The 20067-nt window shown below is 65.5% G+C and carries 18 protein-coding genes and 2 tRNA genes; 13 read left to right on the top strand and 7 right to left on the bottom strand.

The annotated features are described in order from the left end of the window. The first annotated feature begins 4 nt into the window (after nt 1-4). From coaBC to Q8L25_RS11010, 3 genes are read left to right on the top strand one after another with little or no spacing between them, the layout of a single operon-like run. Nucleotides 5-1225 (top strand): bifunctional phosphopantothenoylcysteine decarboxylase/phosphopantothenate--cysteine ligase CoaBC, encoded by a 1221-nt coding sequence (gene coaBC / locus Q8L25_RS11020; RefSeq protein ID WP_308924859.1) that lies wholly within the window; start codon nt 5-7, stop codon nt 1223-1225. 23 nt (nt 1226-1248) lie between these two features. Continuing rightward, complete coding sequence (gene dut, locus Q8L25_RS11015; RefSeq protein ID WP_308924858.1) at nt 1249-1698, top strand: dUTP diphosphatase; 450 nt, start codon at nt 1249-1251, stop codon at nt 1696-1698. Between the two features lie 29 nt (nt 1699-1727). Next, a complete protein-coding gene (locus tag Q8L25_RS11010; protein WP_308924857.1) occupies nt 1728-2816 on the top strand; it encodes a M48 family metallopeptidase in 1089 nt (362 codons plus the stop codon). Here the strand turns inward: Q8L25_RS11010 and Q8L25_RS11005 are convergent. Continuing rightward, nucleotides 2813-2956, bottom strand: a complete 144-nt coding sequence (locus Q8L25_RS11005; RefSeq protein WP_308924856.1) for a hypothetical protein — start codon at nt 2954-2956, stop codon at nt 2813-2815. The two genes, Q8L25_RS11010 and Q8L25_RS11005, sit on opposite strands and share 4 nt — an antisense overlap. Before the next feature lie 104 nt (nt 2957-3060). Between Q8L25_RS11005 and Q8L25_RS11000 the strand changes: the two genes are divergently transcribed. Both Q8L25_RS11000 and Q8L25_RS10995 read left to right on the top strand, forming a co-directional pair. Beyond that, on the top strand, nt 3061-4044 hold the full coding sequence (locus tag Q8L25_RS11000; protein ID WP_308924855.1) for an XdhC family protein: 984 nt from the start codon (nt 3061-3063) through the stop codon (nt 4042-4044). Continuing rightward, a complete protein-coding gene (locus Q8L25_RS10995) occupies nt 4041-4931 on the top strand; it encodes a DNA-3-methyladenine glycosylase 2 (RefSeq protein WP_308924854.1) in 891 nt (296 codons plus the stop codon). The genes Q8L25_RS11000 and Q8L25_RS10995 overlap by 4 nt, the downstream gene beginning before the upstream one ends. Here Q8L25_RS10995 and Q8L25_RS10990 read toward each other — a convergent pair. Next, on the bottom strand, nt 4928-6151 hold the full coding sequence (locus Q8L25_RS10990; protein WP_308924853.1) for an MFS transporter: 1224 nt from the start codon (nt 6149-6151) through the stop codon (nt 4928-4930). The two genes, Q8L25_RS10995 and Q8L25_RS10990, sit on opposite strands and share 4 nt — an antisense overlap. 147 nt (nt 6152-6298) lie before the next feature. Between Q8L25_RS10990 and Q8L25_RS10985 the strand changes: the two genes are divergently transcribed. Beyond that, complete coding sequence (locus tag Q8L25_RS10985; RefSeq protein WP_308924852.1) at nt 6299-7201, top strand: LysR family transcriptional regulator; 903 nt, start codon at nt 6299-6301, stop codon at nt 7199-7201. A gap of 14 nt (nt 7202-7215) precedes the next feature. Here Q8L25_RS10985 and mug read toward each other — a convergent pair whose 3' ends face one another. Next, nucleotides 7216-7746, bottom strand: a complete 531-nt coding sequence (gene mug / locus Q8L25_RS10980) for a G/U mismatch-specific DNA glycosylase (RefSeq protein WP_308924851.1) — start codon at nt 7744-7746, stop codon at nt 7216-7218. A 185-nt stretch (nt 7747-7931) separates the two neighbouring features. Between mug and Q8L25_RS10975 the strand changes: the two genes are divergently transcribed. Both Q8L25_RS10975 and Q8L25_RS10970 read left to right on the top strand, forming a co-directional pair. Next, nucleotides 7932-8405, top strand: coding sequence for a 2Fe-2S iron-sulfur cluster-binding protein (locus Q8L25_RS10975; RefSeq protein WP_308924850.1), 474 nt, complete (start codon nt 7932-7934; stop codon nt 8403-8405). After that, complete coding sequence (locus Q8L25_RS10970) at nt 8402-10717, top strand: xanthine dehydrogenase family protein molybdopterin-binding subunit (protein WP_308924849.1); 2316 nt, start codon at nt 8402-8404, stop codon at nt 10715-10717. Before Q8L25_RS10975 ends, Q8L25_RS10970 begins: the two co-directional genes overlap by 4 nt. On the opposite strand, the gene Q8L25_RS10965 is transcribed toward Q8L25_RS10970, so the two are convergent. After that, nucleotides 10714-11892, bottom strand: coding sequence for an MFS transporter (locus Q8L25_RS10965; protein ID WP_308924848.1), 1179 nt, complete (start codon nt 11890-11892; stop codon nt 10714-10716). The genes Q8L25_RS10970 and Q8L25_RS10965 overlap by 4 nt on opposite strands. Nucleotides 11893-11999: 107 nt before the next feature. Here Q8L25_RS10965 and Q8L25_RS10960 point away from each other — a divergent pair, with 107 nt between their 5' ends. Beyond that, the gene (locus tag Q8L25_RS10960) at nt 12000-12782 is read left to right on the top strand and encodes a helix-turn-helix transcriptional regulator (RefSeq protein ID WP_308924847.1); all 783 of its coding nucleotides are present in this window, start codon (nt 12000-12002) and stop codon (nt 12780-12782) included. 63 nt (nt 12783-12845) lie between these two features. Here Q8L25_RS10960 and Q8L25_RS10955 read toward each other — a convergent pair. Then, nucleotides 12846-12922 (bottom strand) — tRNA-Met (locus tag Q8L25_RS10955). A 108-nt stretch (nt 12923-13030) separates the two neighbouring features. After that, nucleotides 13031-13107, bottom strand: a tRNA-Met gene (locus Q8L25_RS10950). 189 nt (nt 13108-13296) lie between these two features. On the opposite strand from Q8L25_RS10950, the gene Q8L25_RS10945 reads away from it, so the two are divergent. The 3 genes from Q8L25_RS10945 to Q8L25_RS10935 are packed head-to-tail and all read left to right on the top strand — an operon-like array spanning nt 13297 to nt 15386. Next, nucleotides 13297-13872: an NUDIX hydrolase gene (locus Q8L25_RS10945; RefSeq protein ID WP_308924846.1), complete on the top strand. Its 576-nt coding sequence runs from the start codon at nt 13297-13299 to the stop codon at nt 13870-13872. A 28-nt stretch (nt 13873-13900) separates the two neighbouring features. Then, nucleotides 13901-14617, top strand: a complete 717-nt coding sequence (gene aat, locus Q8L25_RS10940; protein WP_308924845.1) for a leucyl/phenylalanyl-tRNA--protein transferase — start codon at nt 13901-13903, stop codon at nt 14615-14617. 46 nt (nt 14618-14663) lie between these two features. Continuing rightward, nucleotides 14664-15386, top strand: coding sequence for an arginyltransferase (locus Q8L25_RS10935; protein WP_308924844.1), 723 nt, complete (start codon nt 14664-14666; stop codon nt 15384-15386). Nucleotides 15387-15511: 125 nt separating this feature from the next. Here the strand turns inward: Q8L25_RS10935 and Q8L25_RS10930 are convergent, their stop codons facing one another. Then, nucleotides 15512-18820 carry a PDZ domain-containing protein gene (locus Q8L25_RS10930; protein WP_308924843.1) on the bottom strand — a complete coding sequence of 1103 codons (3309 nt, stop codon included), beginning with the start codon at nt 18818-18820 and terminating at the stop codon, nt 15512-15514. 188 nt (nt 18821-19008) lie between these two features. On the opposite strand from Q8L25_RS10930, the gene Q8L25_RS10925 reads away from it, so the two are divergent. Next, nucleotides 19009-20058 (top strand): quinone-dependent dihydroorotate dehydrogenase, encoded by a 1050-nt coding sequence (locus tag Q8L25_RS10925; RefSeq protein ID WP_308924842.1) that lies wholly within the window; start codon nt 19009-19011, stop codon nt 20056-20058. The last annotated feature ends 9 nt before the right edge of the window (nt 20059-20067 follow it).

Here is a 20067-nt window from a genome sequence, read left to right as displayed (position 1 = left end):
GGTCATGGAATTGTCGGGTAAAAAAATCGTCCTGGGCCTGTCGGGCGGCGTCGCCTGCTACAAGGCCGCCGAACTGTGCCGCGCGCTGACCCGCGCCGGCGCTTCGGTGCAAGTGGTCATGACGGACGCGGCCAGCCACTTCATCACGGCCGTGACGATGCAGGCGCTGTCCGGCCACCCCGTGCATACCAGCCAATGGGATGCGCGCATAGCCAACAATATGGCGCATATTGACCTCACGCGCGGCGCCGACGCCATCCTGATCGCGCCGTGTTCGGCCGATTTCCTGCGCAAGCTCGCCCATGGCGTGTGCGACGACCTGCTGTCGACCCTGTGCCTGGCCCGTCCGGCGCATTTGCCGCTGCTGGTGGCGCCGGCCATGAACGTGGAAATGTGGCAGAACCCCGCCACCGCCCGCAATGTGCAACAGCTGCGCGAAGACGGCATCGGTTTCTTTGGCCCGGCCGCCGGCGAACAGGCTTGCGGCGAGGTGGGCCTGGGCCGCATGCTGGAGCCGGAGCAGCTGCTGGCGGAACTGATCGCCGCCTTCCAGCCGAAAGTACTGGCGGGCAGGCGCGTGCTGGTCACGGCCGGCCCCACCTTTGAAGCGATCGATCCGGTGCGCGGCATTACCAATCTGTCCTCGGGCAAAATGGGCTATGCGGTGGCGCGCGCAGCGCGCGAAGCGGGCGCCGATGTGCTCCTGATCTCGGGCCCGACCGCCCTGCCCGCGCCATTCGGCGTGCGCCGCATCGATGTGCAAAGCGCGCAGCAGATGCATGACGCCGTGCTCGATCACCTCGACGGCCAGCACGTCTTTATCGCCGTGGCGGCGGTCGCCGACTGGCGCGTGGTCAACGCCAGCAGCCAGAAAATGAAAAAGCAGGCCGACGGCTCGGTGCCCGAACTGCAGTTCGCGCAGAATCCGGATATTCTCGCCACGGTGGCGGCCCGCACCAACCTGCGCGGCTTTCCGTATTGCGTGGGCTTTGCCGCCGAATCGGAAAACCTGGTGGAATTCGGCGCCTCGAAGCGCGAGAAAAAGGGCATCCCCCTGCTGGTAGGCAATATCGGCCACCACACCTTCGGCCAGGACGACAACACCATCATCCTGTTCGACGAAGACGGCCACACCGTGCTGCCGCGCGCCTCCAAGCTGGAACTGGCGCGCCAGCTGATTTCCGAAATTTCCAAGCGTATCGCCAAGATTTCGCTGCTCAAGTAACCCTTAACAAAGCTTCAGATTCAATGAAAAATATCGACATCAAAATCCTCGACGCCCGTATGAAAGACCAGTTGCCGGCCTACGCCACCCCGGGCAGCGCCGGCCTGGACCTGCGTGCCTGCATCGATGAAGCCATCACGATCGAACCCGGCCAGACCGTGCTGATCCCGACCGGCCTGGCGATTTACCTGGGCGACCCGGGCTATGCGGCGATGATACTGCCGCGCAGCGGCATGGGCCACAAGAACGGCATCGTGCTGGGGAATCTGGTAGGCTTGATCGACTCCGATTACCAGGGCCAGTTGATGGTCTCGACCTGGAACCGGGGCCAAAACGCATTCACGCTCAACCCCATGGAACGCCTGGCGCAACTGATTATCGTGCCGGTGCTGCAAGTGGGCTTTAATGTCGTCGAGGAATTCGGCGACAGCGAACGCGGTGCTGGCGGATTCGGCAGCACCGGCAAACACTAAGGACTACATTTATGCCAGGTTTACGCCACATGGTTCCAGCCCAAAACCCGCTGCGCCAATTGGCCCTGCCACTGCTGGTGGCTTGCGCCGCCATGCTTGCCGGGTGTACCACGCCCGGCACCACCGTCAGCGGCCCGTTCAACATGACGCCCGCGCCCGATGAAGCGCCCGCCTACACGGCGCAGCAGAAGGCGGCGCAGGACAACCTGGTGAAAATGGTGGCCTTGCAGGACCGGCTGTCGAAAGTCTCGGCGCCGCTGCTGATCAACAATGCGGACCTGTGCAAGACCTACGCGCGCAACCTGCTGGGCTTTACGGCGCAGAACAAGTATTCCTACCCGGGTGTCTATGCCGATGCGGCGCAGGCGGCCCTGGGCTACGGCGAACAGATGCAGGTATCGGGCGTGCTGCCGGGCAGCGGCGCCGCGCGCGCCGGCCTGCGCAAGGGCGACGGCCTGCTGGCCGCCGAAGGCAAGCCGCTGCCTGCCGGCCCGAACGCGGAAGGCCCGTTCGGCGCCATCGTTGGCCCGCTGGCCTCGAAAAGCGCCAGCATCAACATGACGATTGCACGCCAGGGCCAGCCGCAGGACCTGAAGATTCCCGTCACCCGCGCCTGCGCCTTCCGCGTTGCGCTGGGCAATGCCGACAATATCAATGCGTATTCGGATGGCGCCCGCATCATGCTCACGCGCGGCATGGTCAATGCGGCGCAAAACGATGAAGGCATCGCCTTCGTGATCGCGCGCGAAATGGCGCACAACATCCTCGACCATGCGCGCACCCAGCGCAGCAGCGGCACGGCCGGCAGCATCATCGACAGCCTGGGCGCGGTGCAGCCCGACGTATCGATGCTGACGGGTTCCGCCGGTGTCAAAGCCATGCCGCAGGAAATGGACGCCCAGGCCGACACCCTGGCGATCTACCTGCTGGCGCGCGCCGGCTACGATATCGGCAACGCGGCCAGCTTCTGGCAGCGCATCGCCACGCAAGTGCCCGCCGGCACCGCCAATGGCTATACGGCGCTGCACCCCGGCATGAGCGCGCGCATCGCCGCCATCAACCGGGCGGTGATCGATGTGCGGGCCAAGCAATCGGCGAAGAAACCGCTGCGTCCTTAAGAACCGGGGAATGGGGGGAACACGCCCCCCGCGACCCAGGTGACGATGCCGATCAATATCACTGCCAGGAACACGCCGACCAGCAGTTTGCTGAGGGTGGGCATGCCTTCATCTTGCGATTGCTGTTCTTTGATTATCATTTGAACTCTCCGCAGGCTGTGGGATAGCGAGTCATCAGTATAGCCATTTTTTTATCGCACGCCGCACGCATGCGGCAGGCACTAAAACCACCATACGGCGCACCATGGACAGCATCGACCTCGAAGTACTGAAAACCTGCGCCGCCTGGATCGCGGCCGGCCGCCGCTGCGAACTGGTCACCGTCATCAAGACCTGGGGCTCCAGTCCGCGCCCGGTCGGCGCCACCCTGGCCATTTGCGACGACGGCACGGTGGTGGGATCGGTGTCCGGCGGCTGCATCGAAGATGACCTGATCGCACATGTGCGCACGCACGGCATCGTGCGCGAGCGGCCCGAAATCGTCAGCTACGGCATCAGCGCCGACGAGGCGCACCGCTTCGGCCTGCCCTGCGGCGGCACCATCGAGCTGGCGATCGAACCGCTGCATGCCGGCAGCGGCGTGGCCGAACTGCTGGCGCGGCTGGAGCGCCATGAACTGCTCGAACGGCGGCTCGATCTGAAGAGCGGCGCGGTCAGCCTGCATGCGGCCGCGCCGGGCGCCACGCTGGTGCTGGACGACGACCTGCTGACCACCCAGCACGGCCCGCGCTGGCGCCTGTTGATCATCGGCGCCAGCCAGTTGTCGCGTTTCGTGGCGCAGATTGCCACCGCCATGGATTACCATGTGATCGTCTGCGACCCGCGCGAAGACTACCGCGGCGGCTGGAATGTGCCCGGCGTGCCCCTGCTGCACGCCATGCCCGACGACCTTGTGCTGGAACTGCAGCTGGACAGCCGCAGCGCCGTTCTGGCCCTGACGCACGACCCGAAACTGGACGACCTGGCGCTGATGGAAGCATTGAAGTCGCCGGCCTTCTATGTCGGCGCCATCGGCTCGCGCGCCAACAATGCGAAACGGCGCGAACGGCTGCTGCAGTTCGACGTCACGCCGGACCAGCTGGCGCGCCTGCACGGCCCGGTCGGCCTGTACATCGGCAGCAAGACGCCGGCCGAAATCGCCATCTCCATCCTGGCCGAACTGACGGCCGTGAAAAATGGCGTGCCCGACAAGCTGCAGATCCAGCACGCGCAAGCGCTGTCCGCATGAATACCCTGCACTGGAGCCTGCCGCTGCCGCCCGGCTACCGCCAGGCGGACGTGCTGGCGTTTCACGGCCGTGATGCGCAAGGCGTGGCCGAACAGGTGACGCCCGGTGGCCTGCGCAAGGGCATCTTGCAGCAAGGCGCGCCGGTGCTGCTGGAAGTCGATTTCACGGCCACGCAAGCGCTGTGCCGCGCCGATATCGACGGCCCTACCAGCGACGACGGCATGCAGGACGCGCTGCACGGTGTGCTGATCAATATCCTGGGCCTGCGCATCGCGCCCGAGCCGTTTGCGCAGCTGGTGGCCGGCGACCCGCTGATGGGCCCCCTGGCGCGCGCCAACGGCAGCCTGCGCATCGTGCAGTCGGCCACGCCGTTCGAGGCACTGACCTGGGCCATCATCGGCCAGCAGATCAACCTGCCGTTCGCCATTGCGCTGCGCCGTACCTTTATCCTGCAGGCGGGCCGGCGGCACGGCGGCGGCCTGTGGTGCTACCCGGAAGCGCGCGACGTGGCGCGGCTGGAACCGGAACAGCTGACGGACCGCAAATTTTCGCGCGCCAAGGCCGAAACGCTGCTGCGCCTGGCACGACTGGTCGACGATGGTGAACTGTCACTCGACCTGCCGGCATCGGGCGAGGTAGCGGCGGTGTCGCAGGCGCTGCTGAATGTCAAAGGCATCGGCCCGTGGACCGTCAACTACGCGCTGCTGCGCGGCTATGGCTACGCCGACTGCTCGCTGCATGGCGACGTGGCGATCCGCGCGGCCCTGCAAAAGCTGTTGCAAGAAGACAGCAAGCCGGACATGGCGCGCACCGAACAATGGCTGCGCCAGTACGCGCCCCACCGCACCATGGCGGCGGCCCATTTGTGGGCCAGCCTGCAAGGCTAATGCAAAGGTAAAGCGCTGCGCCGCTGTGCGCGCGCCCCAAGCAGGTGGATCACGCCCGCCACCGCACCGAGTACCATACCGAATACCGCCACGCCGGGCCAGCCATGGCGCTCCATCAGCCAGCCGCTGGCCGCCACGCCGAGCGCGCCGCCGATAAAGGTGGCCGTCATGTACAGGCTGTTGATGCGGCCCTGGGCGGCCGGATCGGCGGCAAAGGCGCGCGTCTGGTTCGCCACCAGCGCGGCCTGCACGCCGATATCGAGCACGATCACGCCGATCACCAGCAGCACCAGCGAGGTGCCGGCGCCCGCCATCAGCAACCAGGACAAGGTGACGATGACGATGCTGGCGCCAATGACGGTGCGCGAGCCGAGCCTGTCGGCGGCCCTGCCGCCCACAGTGGCGGCCAGCGCGCCGGCCGCGCCGATAATGCCGAAGGCGCCAGCCCAGCTGCTGCCCAGATGCCATGGACCGTTGGCCAGCAGCGCCGCCAGGTTGACCCAGAAGGCATTGAAGCAGGCCCACAACAGTGACTGGATCAGCATCGATTCACGGATGGGACGATGGTCGCGCAGCAAGGGCCATAATGAGGCCAGCAGCCGTGCATACGACAGCTGGGTGGTCGGTATGCCGCGTGGCAGCAGCGCCCTGGCCGTGAACCACACGGGTATCATGAACGCCGCCTCCATGGCGTAGACGGCACGCCAGCCATAAGCATCGCCCACCACGCCGGCCACCGTGCGCCCCAGCAAAATGCCGACCATGATGCCGCTGACCACCGTGCCGACGGAGCGCCCGCGCTCGCCCGGCGACGACATCAGGGCGGCAAACGGTACCAGCTGCTGCGGCACGCAGCTGACAATGCCCAGCCCGAACGAGGCGGCCACCAGCGCCCAGATGCCGGGCGCCATGCACGCGGCCAGCGCAAAGAAAAACGCCAGCGCGATCTGGCCCAGCACCAGCTTGCGCCGGTCGACACGGTCGCCCAGCGGCAGCAGCAGGGCCAGGCCGGTGGCAAAGCCGAGCAGCGCCGCGCCGGCCACCAGGTTGACGGACGCCAGCTCGACGCCGAGGCCGGCCTGTATCAGGGGCAGTATCGGTTGCGTGCAATAGATATTGGTGATCACCGCGCCGGCGATCACCGCCATCATCAGGATCTTGCCGCGCGGCGCGGCCGGCGGCGGCCGTGTTTCATGTGAGTTTTGGGGTGTGGAGCGCATGGCGCCCTCCTTTCATGGTGATCTGTCAGGCGCCACGGCAACATGCCATGGCGCAGAAGAGCAGCTTACGTACTTGCACCCATGAAGAGAATCCCATAATATCGGGAGTCATTCTTCCAATATTTGACAGAATCGCGAGTACCGAACATGGATAAACTGGACTCGATGGCGGTGTTGCTGGCGGTGGTGGAAGCGGGCAGCCTGTCGGCCGCGGCGCGCCACCTGGCCATGCCGCTGGCCACCGTCAGCCGCAAGGTGGCGGCGCTGGAAGCGCACCTAAAAACACGGCTGCTGCACCGCACGACCCGCCACCTGGCGCTGACCGAGGCAGGCAGCGCCTACGTGGCCGCCTGCCGACGCATCCTCGACGAGATCGGCGAAGCGGAACGCACGGCGACCGGCGAATACGCCACGCCCAAGGGCGAACTGACGGTCACCGCGCCGATGATGTTCGGGCGCTTGCATATCGTGCCGGTGGTGGCCGAGTTTCTGGCCCAGTATCCGGAGATCGAAATCAACCTGGTGCTGACCGATCGCGTCATGCACCTGATGGATGAACATATCGATGTGGCGGTGCGCATCGGCGAACTGCCCGACAGCGGCTTGATGGCCACTGGCGTCGGCAAGGTGCGGCGGGTGGTCTGCGCCAGCCCCGATTACCTGGCCAGGCATGGCGCGCCGGCCACGCCGGCCGACCTGGCCGCGCATGACTGCATCAGTTTCGAGGTGATGGAATCGCGGCGCGCCTGGGTGTTCGGCGCGGCCAGGTCGGCGCAGGCCGTGCCCGTGCATTCCAGGCTGGCCGTCAATACGGTGGACGCGGCGATCGCCGCCGCCACTCTCGGCGTGGGCCTGGTCAGGGTGATGTCCTACCAGGTGATGGACGCCCTGCGCAACGATGCGCTGCGCATCGTGCTCGAACCGTTCGAGTCGGAACCCTTGCCCGTCAGCCTGGTGCACAAGGGACAAACGCCGCTGCCGCTGAAACTGCGCGCCTTTCTCGATTTTGTCACGCCGCGCCTGCGTGCGCGGCAGTTGAGCATCAGCTGAATATCAACTGAATATCAACCGAGCGCGCGCCTGAGTTCCGCATACGCCTGCACCAGCTGCTCTTTGCTGTAGCCGCGATTGAGTCCGCTGGGGTTCGGCAGTATCCACACGCGCGCGCCGCCGAAGCGCTCGGTTTGTTCTCCCCATTCGACCTGGCGCTGGCCCATCATCGCCGCGTAGGCCGCCTTGCCCAGGAAGGCGATCCATTGCGGCTGCAGCAGCGCCAGCTTGTGCTGCAGGCCGGCCGCCGCTTGCGCAAATTCTTCCTTGCCGACCTGGTCGGCCCGCTGTGTCGGCCGCCCCACCGCCGCGGTCAGGCCCAGTCCGAACGCCAGCACGCTGGCGTCATCCTGCGGCGCCACCTGGTGCGGCGTGAAGCCGGCCAGGTGCAGCACGGGCCAGAAGCGGTTGCCGCGGCCGAGAAAATGGTGGCCGGCGACGGCCGCTTCCGCGCCCGGATTGAGGCCGCAAAAAACCACCTGCAAGCCGGGGGCCAGGATATCGGGCAAACCTTGTGCCATTTGCGCCAGTGTGCTGTCTGTCATGGAAAACTCCGAATGCGGGGAGCCGCAGTATAGAAGAAACGAGAGCCGGCGTTGAACACGGCCGCCGCCGGTCGCCTCGCCTGCAGCACTCGGCGGCCGGTGCTACCATCTACTACTGATGAGCTAATCCCCATGACGGATGGCCGCCACGTTTTTCCGTACCCCCCCCACTTCCGAGGAATGCTATGACTACCCTGACCATCAATGGCAAGCGGCACGATATCGCCCTGCCCGAAGACACGCCCCTGCTGTGGACCCTGCGCGACGAACTGGGCATGACAGGCACCAAGTTCGGCTGCGGCATGGCCCTGTGCGGGGCCTGCACCGTGCACCTCGATGGCGAGGCGGTGCGCTCGTGCGTGACGCCGATCTCGGCCGCCGCCGGCAAAAAGATCACCACCATCGAAGCGGTGGGCGAAGACAAGGTGGGGCTGGCCCTGCAGCAGGCGTGGCAAGACCACGGCGTGCCGCAATGCGGCTACTGTCAGGCCGGGCAGATCATGTCGGCCACGGCTCTGCTGCACAAGACGCCGAAGCCCAGCGACCAGCAGATCCGCGAGGCGATGAGCGGCAATATCTGCCGCTGCGGCACCTATACGCGCATCCATGCGGCCATCAGGCAGGCCGCTGGCGTGACCGCCAAAGGAGCGTCCAAATGAACGCCCCTGACAAGATGATCGCCTCGGCCTCGCGCCGCAACTGGCTCAAGGCCGCCGGCGCGCTGGCCGGCTTTACACTGGTCGCCGGCCCTTCCGGCCTGGTGATGGCGGCCGATGCCGTCAAGTATGGCGGCGAGAACATGGCCGGCGGCGTGGTCGACGACGCGCTGGTATTTTTGTCGATCGGCTTTGATGACATCGTGACCATCGTGGCGCATCGCTCGGAAATGGGCCAGGGCATCCGCACCAGCCTGCCAATGGTGGCGGCCGACGAACTGGGCGCCGACTGGGCCAAGGTCAAGGTGCAACAAGCTCCGGCCGACGAAGCGCGCTACGGCAGCCAGGACACCGACGGCTCGCGCAGCATGCGCCACTCGTTCCGCGCCATGCGCCATGTGGGCGCCACCGCCCGCCTGATGCTGGAAACGGCGGCCGCCGCGCGCTGGAACGTCGCCGTCACGGAAGTGAAAGCGGCCGACCACAAGGTCGTGCATGCGGCCAGCGGACGCACGCTGGGCTTCGGTGAACTGGCTGAAGCGGCGGCAAAACTGCCGGTGCCGCCGCGCGCCAGCATCTCGCTCAAGCGCGCCGAAGAGCTGCGCTATATCGGCCAGGAAAGCGAACAAGATCGCAAGCGCGGTATCGACCTGCACGATATCGTGACCGGCAACACCCACTTCGGCATCGACACGCGTCTGGAGGGCATGCACTACGCCGTGATCGCCCGTCCGCCCGTGTTTGGCGGCAAGCTGAAAAGCGTCGACAAGACGGCGGCCCTGAAAGTGCCGGGCGTGCTGCGCATCGTCGAACTGGCGGGCAGCCCGCCGCCGGCCATGTTCAATCCGCTGGGCGGGGTGGCCGTGATTGCCAGCAATACCTGGGCCGCCATCAAGGGCCGCGAAGCGCTGGTGCTGGAATGGGAGGACGGCCCGAACGGCGTCTACGATTCGAAGGCATTCCGTACCACCCTGGAAGCGGCCGTGCGCCAGAGCGCCAAGCCGGCGCGCGACCAGGGCAAGACGCTTGAAACCCTGGCCGCCGCACTGGCCAGGCGCAAGATGAGCGCCGAATACTATCTGCCGCACCTGGCCCACGCCACCATGGAGCCGCCCGCCGCCACCGTGCGCGTGGCCAACGGCAAGGCCGAAGTGTGGGCCTGCGTGCAGGCGCCACAAGCCACGCGCAGCAATGTGGCGAAAGCGCTGGGACTGGCGTTCGAGGACGTCACCGTGCACGTCACCTTGCTCGGTGGCGGCTTCGGGCGCAAATCGAAACCGGACTTCGCGGTCGAAGCGGCGCTGCTGTCCAAAGCGATGGACGGCAAACCCGTCAAGCTGACCTGGACCCGCGACGACGACCTGCAGCACGATTACCTGCACACGGTATCGGTCGAGCGCCTGGAAGCGTCGCTTGACGCGAAGGGATTCCCGACCGCCTGGCTGCACCGCACGGCAGCGCCCACCATCACCTCGACCTTCGCCGCCGGCGCCAACAAGCAGGCGCCATTCGAGCTGGGCATGTCGGCGATCAACGTGCCGTTTGCGATCCCGAATGTGCGCGTCGAGGTGCCGGAAGTGCCGGCCCACACGCGCATCGGCTGGTTCCGCTCGGTGTCGAATATTCCGCACGCGTTCGCGATCCAGTCGTTTACGGCCGAACTGGCGCATGCGGCGAAAAAGGATCACCGCGATTATCTGCTGGAACTCCTGGGACCGGCGCGCAAGATAGCTCCGAAGGAACTGTCCGACGGCTGGAACTATGGCGAAGACCCGGCCAAATATCCGGTCGATATCGGCCGCATGCGCCACGTGATCGAACTGGCCACGGCCAAGGCGGGCTGGGGCCGCAAGCTGCCCAAGGGACGCGGCCTGGGCCTGGCCGTGTCCTACAGTTTCGTCACCTACGTGGCGGCCGTGATCGAGGTGGAAATCAACGCGGCCGGCGAAGTGCTGATCCCGCGCGTCGATATCGCCATGGACTGCGGCCCGCAGATCAACCCGGACCGCGTGCGCTCGCAGATCGAGGGCGCCTGCGTCATGGGCCTGTCACTGGCGATGAGCGGCGAAATCAGCTTCAAGAACGGCAGGGTCGAGCAAAGCAATTTCCACGACTACGCCGTGCTGCGCGCCGCCGACGCCCCGCGCGTGATCCACACCCACCTGGTGCCGGGCACGCTGGACATGGAACTGGGCGGCGTGGGCGAACCGGCCACCCCGCCGATCGCGCCGGCGCTGTGCAACGCCATCTTTGCCGCCACGGGCAAGCGCATCCGCGCGCTGCCGGTGGGGATGCAGCTGGCGAAGAAAGCCTAAACCCGCCGCACGTTCCATCGCTGCAGCAGCGCGGCGGCGGCAGCCACTGCCGCCGCGCCGGCCGCCAGCAGCCATGCTGGCCAGTGCAGCAGCAACAGCAGGCCGCCGCCGGCGGCGCCGATGGCGCTGCCCAGGTACAGCGCCGATTCATTGAGGGCGATGGCCAGGTTGCCGTCGCCCTGCGCTGCCCGCACCGCCAGCAGGCGCTGGTTCTGCGGCACCTGCAGCGCCCAGCCGGCCGCGCCCCACAGCAATATCGGGAGCAATGGCAGCCAGTGCTGCCAGGCGCCCGCCAGCGGCAATGCGGCCAGCGACAGCGCCAGCAGCAGCAGCAAGATGATCAGGGTCAGGCGCGGCGCCGCCATGCGGTCGGCCAGCGGCCCCACCAGCATGCTGCCCGCCACGCCACCCACGCCCCAGGCCCACAGGAAAGGCGCGACCGCCTCGCCGTCCGGCGCCACCAGCGGCGCGATAAATGTGTACATGCCCAGGCTGGCAATCGCCGCCAGCAGCGAAACGACCAGTATCCCCATCACCTGGCCATCGGCCAGCAAGGCCAGCTTGCGGCGCAGCGCGACCGCCGGCGCCTTTGGCATCGCAGGCGGCTTCCAGCACAAGCCCATCAGCGCCAGCGCCCCCAGCGCCGTGACCAGCCACAGTGCCGACGCCCAGCCCAACCGTGCTGCCAGCAGCAGGCTCAACGGCACGCCCAGCACCGTGCCGCTGGCCATGCCGCCCATGATCGCGGCGATCGCCTTGCCGCGCTGGCCGGGCGCCACCATGGCGGCGCAGGCGGCAATCCCGAGCGCCAGATACACGCCGGAGCCGATGCCGGCAATCGCCCGGAAGACCAGCAGCTGCGCAAAGCCGCCGGCCAGCGCGCTGGCGGCATTGGCCAGCACGAACAATCCCAGCGCCAGCAGCAGGCCGGCGCGCTGGCGCGCGGCCGGCAGCAAGGCGACCGCCAGTGGCGAGCCCAGGCCGTAGGCGAGCGTAAACGCCGTCACCAGTTGCGCGGCCATCGCCACCGGCACCTCGAACGCGGGCGCGATCAGCGGAATCAGGCCGGCCGTCACATAGGACGCCATGCCCAGTGCAAAGGCGCCCAAGGCGATCAGATAAACAGCGAATGGCAGGCGGACAGTAGCGGAAGTGGACAAGACGTGATCGGACATGGGCTCTGCCTTCAACAAGAAAGCAGGCATTCTGGAATACAATATAAACAATTACAATTTAACTGTTTATGCTATTACTGGCAGCAACAGCCTCCGGGATCACCGCCATGCGCACCTTGCAACGCACCCGCCATGAACTGGCCGCCTATCTGCAGGCGCGCCGCGCCAGCCTGTCCCCCGAAGACATGGGCCTGCCCAGCGGCGGGCGGCGCCGCACGCCGGGCCTGCGCCGCGAAGAGGTGGCGGCCCTGGCCGGCGTGGGACTGACCTGGTACACCTGGCTGGAACAGGGCCGCGATATCGGCGTCTCAAGCGCTTTTCTCGACAATCTGGCGCGCGTGCTGAAACTCGATGCCGGTGAGCGGCGCCATCTGTTCCTGCTGGCCCATGCGCGCCCGCCGGCCGAAGACGGCAAGACCTGGTGCGTGGTGCCGCCGCCGGTACGCCGCCTGATGCACGACCTGCCGCATGCGGCCTTCGTGCTCAACCTGCGCTGGGATGTGCTGGCATTCAACGACGGGGCCGGCGCCCTGTTCGGCCTGGGCGCGCATGCGCCTGCGCGGCGCAACCTGCTGTGGCTGCTGTTTACCGATCCCCTGCTGCGCCAGCGCTTTACCGACTGGGAACAGCAGGCGCCGCGCATGCTGTCCAGCTTTCGCCGCGACTACGCGCGCGCCACGCAGGAGGCCGATATCCACGCGCTGGTCGCGGAACTGGAACAGGTGTCGCCGGAATTCAAGCTGTGGTGGCGCCGCCATGAGGTGCACGCACCGTGCGACGGCGTGCGCAGCCTGTCCATCGATGGCGCCAGCGTCGCCTTTGAACACAGCTCGCTGACGATCGACGCCGACCGCCATTTGCGGCTGGTGGTGCACGCACGCCAGTTGTAGGGGCAGCACGCCCCACAACGAAAAAACCGCTGACCCTCTTGCGAGGAATCAGCGGCTTCGAATTGGTTGCGGGGACAGGATTTGAACCTGTGACCTTCGGGTTATGAGCCCGACGAGCTGCCAGACTGCTCCACCCCGCACAAGAATTATATACCAGATTGTTACGCGGCGTAAAGGGACGTGTTTGACACATCATCTGACAATGAAAAAACCGCTGACCCTCTTGCGAGGAATCAGCGGTTTCGAATTGGTTGCGGGGACAGGATTTGAACCTGTGACCTTCGGGTTATGAGCCCGACGAGCTGCCAGACTGCTCCACCCCGCACAAGAATTATAAGCGCAAACGGGTGACTTAGGCAATAGCTATCTCAACATCGGCCGTAATAGAGCCATTCAATAGAAAATCCCGGCACATGCCTGATCCGCCCGGCACGCCACGGCACACGCAATCGGTGTACAGTAAGCGTTACACTGTTGCTCGGACCTCTGCCCTCTTTTACCTTACAGCCTGCCCATGAAATTCTGCTCCGAATGCGCCCATCCCGTCAGCCTGTCGATACCGGCCGGCGACAACCGTCCGCGCTATGTCTGCGCCAATTGCGATACCATCCATTACCAGAACCCGAAGATGGTGGTCGGCTCGATACCGGTATGGGAGCAGGACGGCCAGTTGCAGGTGCTGCTGTGCAAGCGCGCCATCGAGCCGCGTTACGGCTACTGGACCCTGCCTGCCGGCTTCATGGAAAACGATGAAACCACCTCGGACGCGGCCGAGCGCGAAACGGTGGAGGAAGCGGGCGCGAACATCGAACTGGGCAAGCTGTTTTCGCTGCTGAACGTGCAGCGCGTGCACCAGGTGCACCTGTTCTACCTGGCGCGCCTGCGCGACCTCGATTTCGCGCCCGGCATCGAAAGCCTGGAGGTGCAGCTGTTTACGGAAAGCGAGATCCCCTGGGACGACCTGGCCTTTCCCACCGTGCGCACCACCCTGGAACTGTTCTTTGCCGACCGCGTGAAGATCCGCGAAGGCGGCAGCTACGGTTTTCATACGGGCGACATCAACCGCCCGATGGCCATGCCGGCCGACTGAGTCCATCAACCTTGAGCGCCCTGACCGCATGATCCCCTGGCTCGATCTCCATACCCCGTTTCCCGATGTCTCGCGCGCGCTGACGGGCGAAGCGCCTGGCCTCTTGGCGGCCGGCGCCGACCTGTCGCCGCGCCGCCTGCTCGACGCCTACCGGCACGGCATCTTCCCCTGGTTTTCCGAAGGCCAGCCGATACTGTGGTGGAGCACCGATCCGCGCATGGTGCTGATGACCGACCAGTTCAAACTGTCCGACAGCCTGCAGAAAGCCATCCGCAAGGTCGAGCGCAGCGCCGCCACCGACGGGCGCTGGCAGCTGCGCTTTGACGGCGACTTCGAGGGCGTCATGCGCGCCTGCGCCGCGCCGCGCAAGGATGGCCCGGGCACCTGGATCTCGGACGAGATCATCGACGGCTATACGGGCCTGCACAAGCTCGGTTATGCGCACTCGTCGGAACTGTGGCTCGACGGTGAACTGGTGGGCGGCGCCTATGGCGTGTCGATCGGCCGCATGTTCTACGGCGAATCGATGTTCGCGCGCGTCACGGACGGCTCGAAAATCGCGCTGGCCCATCTGGTGCATTTTTTGAAAGAACGCGGCGTGAAGATGATCGACTGCCAGCAGGAGACGCGCCACCTGGCCTCGCTGGGCGCGGCGCCGATTTCGCGCGCGCGCTTCCTGGCCCATCTGCGCGGCGCAATTGAAGAAGCACAAATCACCGACTGGCACACTGCGGCCAGGGGCTAGCTATGCTATCGTTGCAAGCAACACCGCTGCCTCATACTGGACCGCCATGACGCACCTGAACGAATTACCGTTTGCCACCCTGCAGTTCTACACGACGGCGCCCTACCCCTGCAGCTACCTGGAACAGCGCCAGGCGCGCTCGCAGGTGGCGACGCCCTCGCACCTGATCAACAGCGACGTGTATTCGGAACTGGTGAGCAACGGCTTCCGGCGCAGCGGCATCTTTACCTACCGCCCGTACTGCGACGGCTGCCAGGCCTGCATCCCGGTGCGCGTGGCGGCGCAGGATTTTACGGCCAGCCGCAACCAGCGCCGCGCCTGGAGCCGCCATGCGCAGCTGCAGGCCGGCGTGGCCACCCTGTCCTTCCTCGACGAGCACTACGAGCTGTACCTGCGCTACCAGAGCACGCGCCACGCGGGCGGCGGCATGGACCAGGACAGCCGCGACCAGTACGCCCAGTTCCTGCTGCAAAGCCGGGTCAACACGCGCCTGGTCGAGTTCCGCGACCCCGAAGGCGTGCTGCGCATGGTCAGCATCATCGACGTGCTGGCCGACGGCCTGTCGTCCGTCTACACCTTCTTCGATCCGGACGTGCCCGGCGCCTCCTACGGCACCTACAACGTGCTGTGGCAGATCGCCCAGGCGCGCGAGCTGGGCCTGCCGTATGTGTATCTCGGCTACTGGATCGCGCAGAGCCCGAAGATGGCGTATAAAATCAACTTCAAGCCGCTGGAAGCGCGCATCAAGGGGCAGTGGGTAGTCATGTGAAACCAACCGCATGTCGGTGGGGTGGTAGGTCGGATTAGCGCGCAAGCGCGTAATCCGACAACACCAGCGGCGCCAACAATGTTGTCGGATTACGGCGCTGCGCGCCTAATCCGACCTACCTGATGTTACTTGCTCTTGTCCGGATACGCGGGCCGGCTTGGCCGCACCGGCGGATTTTTCGCCAGCTCCGCCTGTATCACCTCAATCGCCTTTTCCAGCTGCGGATCGCGGCCGGCGATCACGTCGGCAGGCGTTTGCTCGACTTCGATATCGGGCGGCACGCCTTCGTTTTCCACGCCCCAGCCGTTTTCACGGGTCCAGAACGCCAGGTTGGGCGCGGTGATGCTGCCGCCGTCCATCAGCACGGGGAAGCCGAGGATGCCGACCAGGCCGCCCCATGTGGCCTTGCCGATCAGCGGCCCCATGTTATTTTTGCGGAACATCCACGGCAGCAAATCGCCGCCCGAGCCGGCCGTCTCGTCGATCAGCATGGCGCGCGGGCCCTGGATGGAGGCGGACGGCGTCTTCATGTCGGCGCCATAGCGCATGGCCCACCAGGCGATCTCCTTCTTCTGCAGGATTTCGATGTAATAGTCGGCCACGCTGCCGCCGCCATTGAAGCGCTCGTCGACGATGATGGCCTGCTTGTCCGCCTGCGGGAAGAAATAGCGCTTGAAGTAGGTGTGGCCCAGGCCCGCCGTGTTCGGCACGTACACATAGGCCACCTTGCCGCCGGTGGCCGCGTTCACCTTGCGCATGTTCCCTTCGATCCAGTCGCGGTTGCGCAGAGCGTCTTCGGTCGGCACCGGCACCACCGTGATGGTGCGCGCGCCCTTGCCGTCGGCCGACGGGCCGACCGTGATATCGATCGCCTTGCCGGCCGTGTTTTCAAACGCGCTGTAGATATTCGTCGGCGGCGCGATCGGGCGGCTGTCGACGGCCAGCAGGTATTCGCCGGCCTTGACGTTCAGTCCCGGCTCTGTCAGCGGCGCGCGCAAGCTGGGGTTCCAGTTCAGGCCGCCATACACTTTCCTGAAGCGGTAATGGCCGTCGCTCACCTCGTAGTCGGCGCCCAGCAAACCGCCCGGCACTTTTTTGGCGTCGATAAAATCGTCGCCGCCGCCGCCGCGATGGTGGCCGACGGCCAGCTCGCTGCACATCCATTGAATCAGACGGTTCAGGTCGGCACGGCTGGACAGCTCGGGCAGAAAGGCCGCGTACTTGTCGCGCATGGCTTTCCAGTCCACGCCATGCATGGCCGGGTCATAGAAATAATCGCGGTTGATGCGCCACACTTCATTGAAAATCTGCGTCCACTCGGCACGCGGATCGGCTTTGACTTCGATCGCGTCGATCTTGATCTTGCCTTCGCCCGCCATCAACGGCTTGCCGGTCGCGGAACCCATGGCCCAGTTGTCCTTCTGCCGGTAGAGCAGCTTCTTGCCGTCGGCCGACACCTCGAAATCGTCGGCCTCCGCCACCACGGTTTCGGCCTTGCGCTCCTTCAAATCAAAGCGCTGCACCGCCTTCTTGCCGTCGTTCTCGCGCAGGAAGAAGATCTGGCCGTCGCCACCGGCCGACAGGCTGGAGAACTGCGCGGCCGGCATCGGCAGGTCGACGATGCGCGTGGCAATGCCGTCGAAATCGATGCGGATCGGCGCCACCGGCGCGACAAACACTTTCGGATCGTCGCGGCCCGTCTTCGGGTCGATCCTCGGCTCGTTTTTCGCCTCGGTCTCTGCCTTGGGGACGTCCTTCTTCGGCTCCGCGCCGGCGGCTTTTTCCTCGTCGCTTTCCTTGATCAATGGCGATGGCAAGTCATTCCTCAGCACCGCCATCCACACCGTGCGCGTCACCAGGTTGTCTTCGTTCTGCTGCGAGAACCAGTTGTTGCTCGGGCCCGCATTGGTCGAGGCAAAGAAGTACAGGTATTTGCCGTTCTTGTCGAACACCGGCTCGGCCACGTCCGACAGGCCATCGGTGACCGGCATCGACTTGTTCTGCTCGACCGAATAGATATAGGCGCTGCGCGTGTAGGTGGGCGAATTGAGCGTGTAGGCCAGCCAGCGCGAATCGGGCGCCCACGAGGCGCGCATGCTCTTGTCGACGCCGTACATCGGTTCGGTCGCGATCTTCTGTACCTTGGCCGTGCCGATATCGATCACATACATGCTCCAGCCATTGTCGGCGAACGCGATCTTCTTGCTGTCGGGCGACCAGACGGCGCTGTCGTAGAAGCCGCTGCCATTGAGCTTGAACTTGCGCACCGCGCCCTTGCCGTCCTGGGCCCGCACATGCAGTTCGTACTCGCCCGACTCGTCCGAGAAATACGCCACCGAGCGGCCATCGGGCGACCAGATCGGCGTGCGCTCGTGGGCACCGGGAGTCTGCGTCAGGTTGCGCACATCGCCCTTGTCGGCCGGGATGGTGACGATCTCGCCCCGGTATTCGAAGGCCACGCGCGCGCCCGACGGCGAGATCGAGGCGTCGCGGATATATTTTGCGCCCTTGACCCAGCGCGGACGCGTTTGCCCCAGGTCGCTGGCGACGCCGATGGCCAGCTTTGTCGACTGGCCGCTGGCCAGGTCCAGGCTGTGCAGGTAGCCGGCCTGCTCGTAGACGATGACGCCATTGGCGGCCGAAGCGTTCAGCACCGGGAAGTCCGTGTGCCGCGTCAGCTGGCGCACCGCCTTGCTTTTCACATCGTAGGCAAACAGATTGAATTCGCCGTTGCGATCGGAGCGGAAATACACGGTGTCGCCGAGCCAGATCGGATCGACGTCGTTCGAGCGCGTGGTGGGCTGCGGGATTTTCTCGATCGATTTGTCGCTGGATGAAAACAGCCACAGCCAGGAATTGGTGCCGCCCCGGTAGCGTTTCCACTGCTTGAAGGCCGGCATCAGGGGGTTGTAGGCGATGCGCTGGCCGTCCGGCGAATATGTGGCGCGCGAGGCGTTCGGGATCTCCAGCTGGGTTTCCACGCCGCCGGTTACCGGCACCGTAAACAGCTTCTGGAAGCGGTTGTTGAAGGCGGCGCGCGGCGAGGTAAACATCACCGCCTTGCCGTCCGGCGTAAATGCCTGCGCCAGGTCGACACCCGGGTGGAAGGTCAGGCGGCGCGGCACGCCGCCGGCGGCCGCGATCACGTAGACATCGATATTGCCGTCGATATTGGCGCTGTACGCGATCAGGCTGCCATCGGGCGAAAACACGGGGTTCGACTTGTCACCGAGATCGGACGTGAGGCGCCGCGCGCCACCGCCATCGCGGTTGCTCAGCCACAGGTCACCGGCATAGATAAAGGCGAGATGGCTGTTCGAGACGGCCGGCTCGCTCAGCATGCGGGTGTCCTGGGTATTGGGCAGTGCGGTGGCGGCTTGGCTCAGCAGCAGTGCAGCGGCGGCAATCGCCGTCAGGGTCAAGGTCTTGATCAAGTCTTGTCTCGCTTATGGTGTAAGAAAAGAGGGAGTACCCGCGGTCCAATGCGAATGATCAAGTAATCAATATTGCATTGGGCCAACAAGAACTATACACCCGGCAGCCCCGTGGAACACGGTAAAATACGGCCCATCGCCAGTACCCATGACCGCATCACGCCCCGCGCACCATCCTTGAAAAACCCATGTCCAAAAAATTCCTGTATTCCCTCGCCCGCCCGCTGCTGTTTTCCATGGATGCCGAAGCGGCCCACCATTTCACCCTGCCGGCCCTGAAACGCGCAGCCGCGCTGGGGCTGACCAAACTGGCCGGCAAACCGGCGGCGGACCCGCGCACGGTGATGGGCATCACCTTCCCGAATCCGGTCGGCCTGGCCGCAGGCCTGGACAAGGATGGCGCATTTATCGATGCGCTGGCCGACATGGGCTTCGGTTCGATCGAAGTGGGTACCGTCACGCCGCGCGCACAGGCCGGCAACCCGAAGCCGCGCATGTTCCGCCTGCCGCAGGCGCAGGGCATCATCAACCGCATGGGGTTCAATAATGGCGGCGTCGACGCCTTTGTCGCCAATGTGCAGGCCTCGAAGTTCTACCAGGAGCGCGCCGGCGTGCTGGGCCTGAACATCGGCAAGAACGCCGATACGCCGATCGAAAAGGCGGCCGACGACTATCTGCTGTGCCTGGAAAAAGTCTACCCTTACGCCAGCTATGTGACAGTGAATATCTCGTCGCCGAACACCAAGAATTTGCGCCAGTTGCAAGGCGCGTCGGAACTCGACGCCCTGCTGTCGCAGCTGAAGCAAGCGCAGGCGCGCCTGGCGGACAAGCACAAGCGCTACGTGCCGCTGGCCCTGAAAATCGCGCCCGACATGGATGGCGAACAGGTGAAAAGCATCGCCGAATCGCTGACGCGCCACGGCATCGACGGCGTGATCGCCACCAACACCACCCTGTCGCGCGCGGCCGTGGAAGGCATGGAGCATGGCGCGGAAGCGGGCGGCCTGTCGGGCGCGCCCGTGTTCGAACTGTCGAACAACGTGATCCGCCTCTTGAGGGCGGAACTGGGCGATGCGCTGCCCATCATCGGCGTGGGCGGCATCATGCAGGGCCAGGACGCGGTGGCCAAATTCGAGGCGGGCGCGCAGCTGGTGCAGCTGTACAGCGGCCTGATCTACGCCGGCCCGGCGCTGGTCGGCGACTGTGCGCGCGCGCTGCGCGGCAGGCAGGCACGTTAAGACAGGAGA

Source organism: Janthinobacterium sp. J1-1 (assembly GCF_030944405.1).
GTDB lineage: Bacteria > Pseudomonadota > Gammaproteobacteria > Burkholderiales > Burkholderiaceae_D > Janthinobacterium.
Note: the sequence above shows the minus strand (reverse complement) of the source record. Positions and strands in the feature narration are given on the sequence as shown.

Bases quoted from the DNA above. Each gene is read 5' to 3' on its own strand.
- coaBC (WP_308924859.1), top strand. From the start codon at position 5: ATGGAATTGTCGGGTAAAAAAATCGTCCTGGGCCTGTCGGGCGGCGTC.
- dut (WP_308924858.1), top strand. From the start codon at position 1,249: ATGAAAAATATCGACATCAAAATCCTCGACGCCCGTATGAAAGACCAG.
- Q8L25_RS11010 (WP_308924857.1), top strand. From the start codon at position 1,728: ATGGTTCCAGCCCAAAACCCGCTGCGCCAATTGGCCCTGCCACTGCTG.
- Q8L25_RS11005 (WP_308924856.1), bottom strand. From the start codon at position 2,956: ATGATAATCAAAGAACAGCAATCGCAAGATGAAGGCATGCCCACCCTC.
- Q8L25_RS11000 (WP_308924855.1), top strand. From the start codon at position 3,061: ATGGACAGCATCGACCTCGAAGTACTGAAAACCTGCGCCGCCTGGATC.
- Q8L25_RS10995 (WP_308924854.1), top strand. From the start codon at position 4,041: ATGAATACCCTGCACTGGAGCCTGCCGCTGCCGCCCGGCTACCGCCAG.
- Q8L25_RS10990 (WP_308924853.1), bottom strand. From the start codon at position 6,151: ATGCGCTCCACACCCCAAAACTCACATGAAACACGGCCGCCGCCGGCC.
- Q8L25_RS10985 (WP_308924852.1), top strand. From the start codon at position 6,299: ATGGATAAACTGGACTCGATGGCGGTGTTGCTGGCGGTGGTGGAAGCG.
- mug (WP_308924851.1), bottom strand. From the start codon at position 7,746: ATGACAGACAGCACACTGGCGCAAATGGCACAAGGTTTGCCCGATATC.
- Q8L25_RS10975 (WP_308924850.1), top strand. From the start codon at position 7,932: ATGACTACCCTGACCATCAATGGCAAGCGGCACGATATCGCCCTGCCC.
- Q8L25_RS10970 (WP_308924849.1), top strand. From the start codon at position 8,402: ATGAACGCCCCTGACAAGATGATCGCCTCGGCCTCGCGCCGCAACTGG.
- Q8L25_RS10965 (WP_308924848.1), bottom strand. From the start codon at position 11,892: ATGTCCGATCACGTCTTGTCCACTTCCGCTACTGTCCGCCTGCCATTC.
- Q8L25_RS10960 (WP_308924847.1), top strand. From the start codon at position 12,000: ATGCGCACCTTGCAACGCACCCGCCATGAACTGGCCGCCTATCTGCAG.
- Q8L25_RS10945 (WP_308924846.1), top strand. From the start codon at position 13,297: ATGAAATTCTGCTCCGAATGCGCCCATCCCGTCAGCCTGTCGATACCG.
- aat (WP_308924845.1), top strand. From the start codon at position 13,901: ATGATCCCCTGGCTCGATCTCCATACCCCGTTTCCCGATGTCTCGCGC.
- Q8L25_RS10935 (WP_308924844.1), top strand. From the start codon at position 14,664: ATGACGCACCTGAACGAATTACCGTTTGCCACCCTGCAGTTCTACACG.
- Q8L25_RS10925 (WP_308924842.1), top strand. From the start codon at position 19,009: ATGTCCAAAAAATTCCTGTATTCCCTCGCCCGCCCGCTGCTGTTTTCC.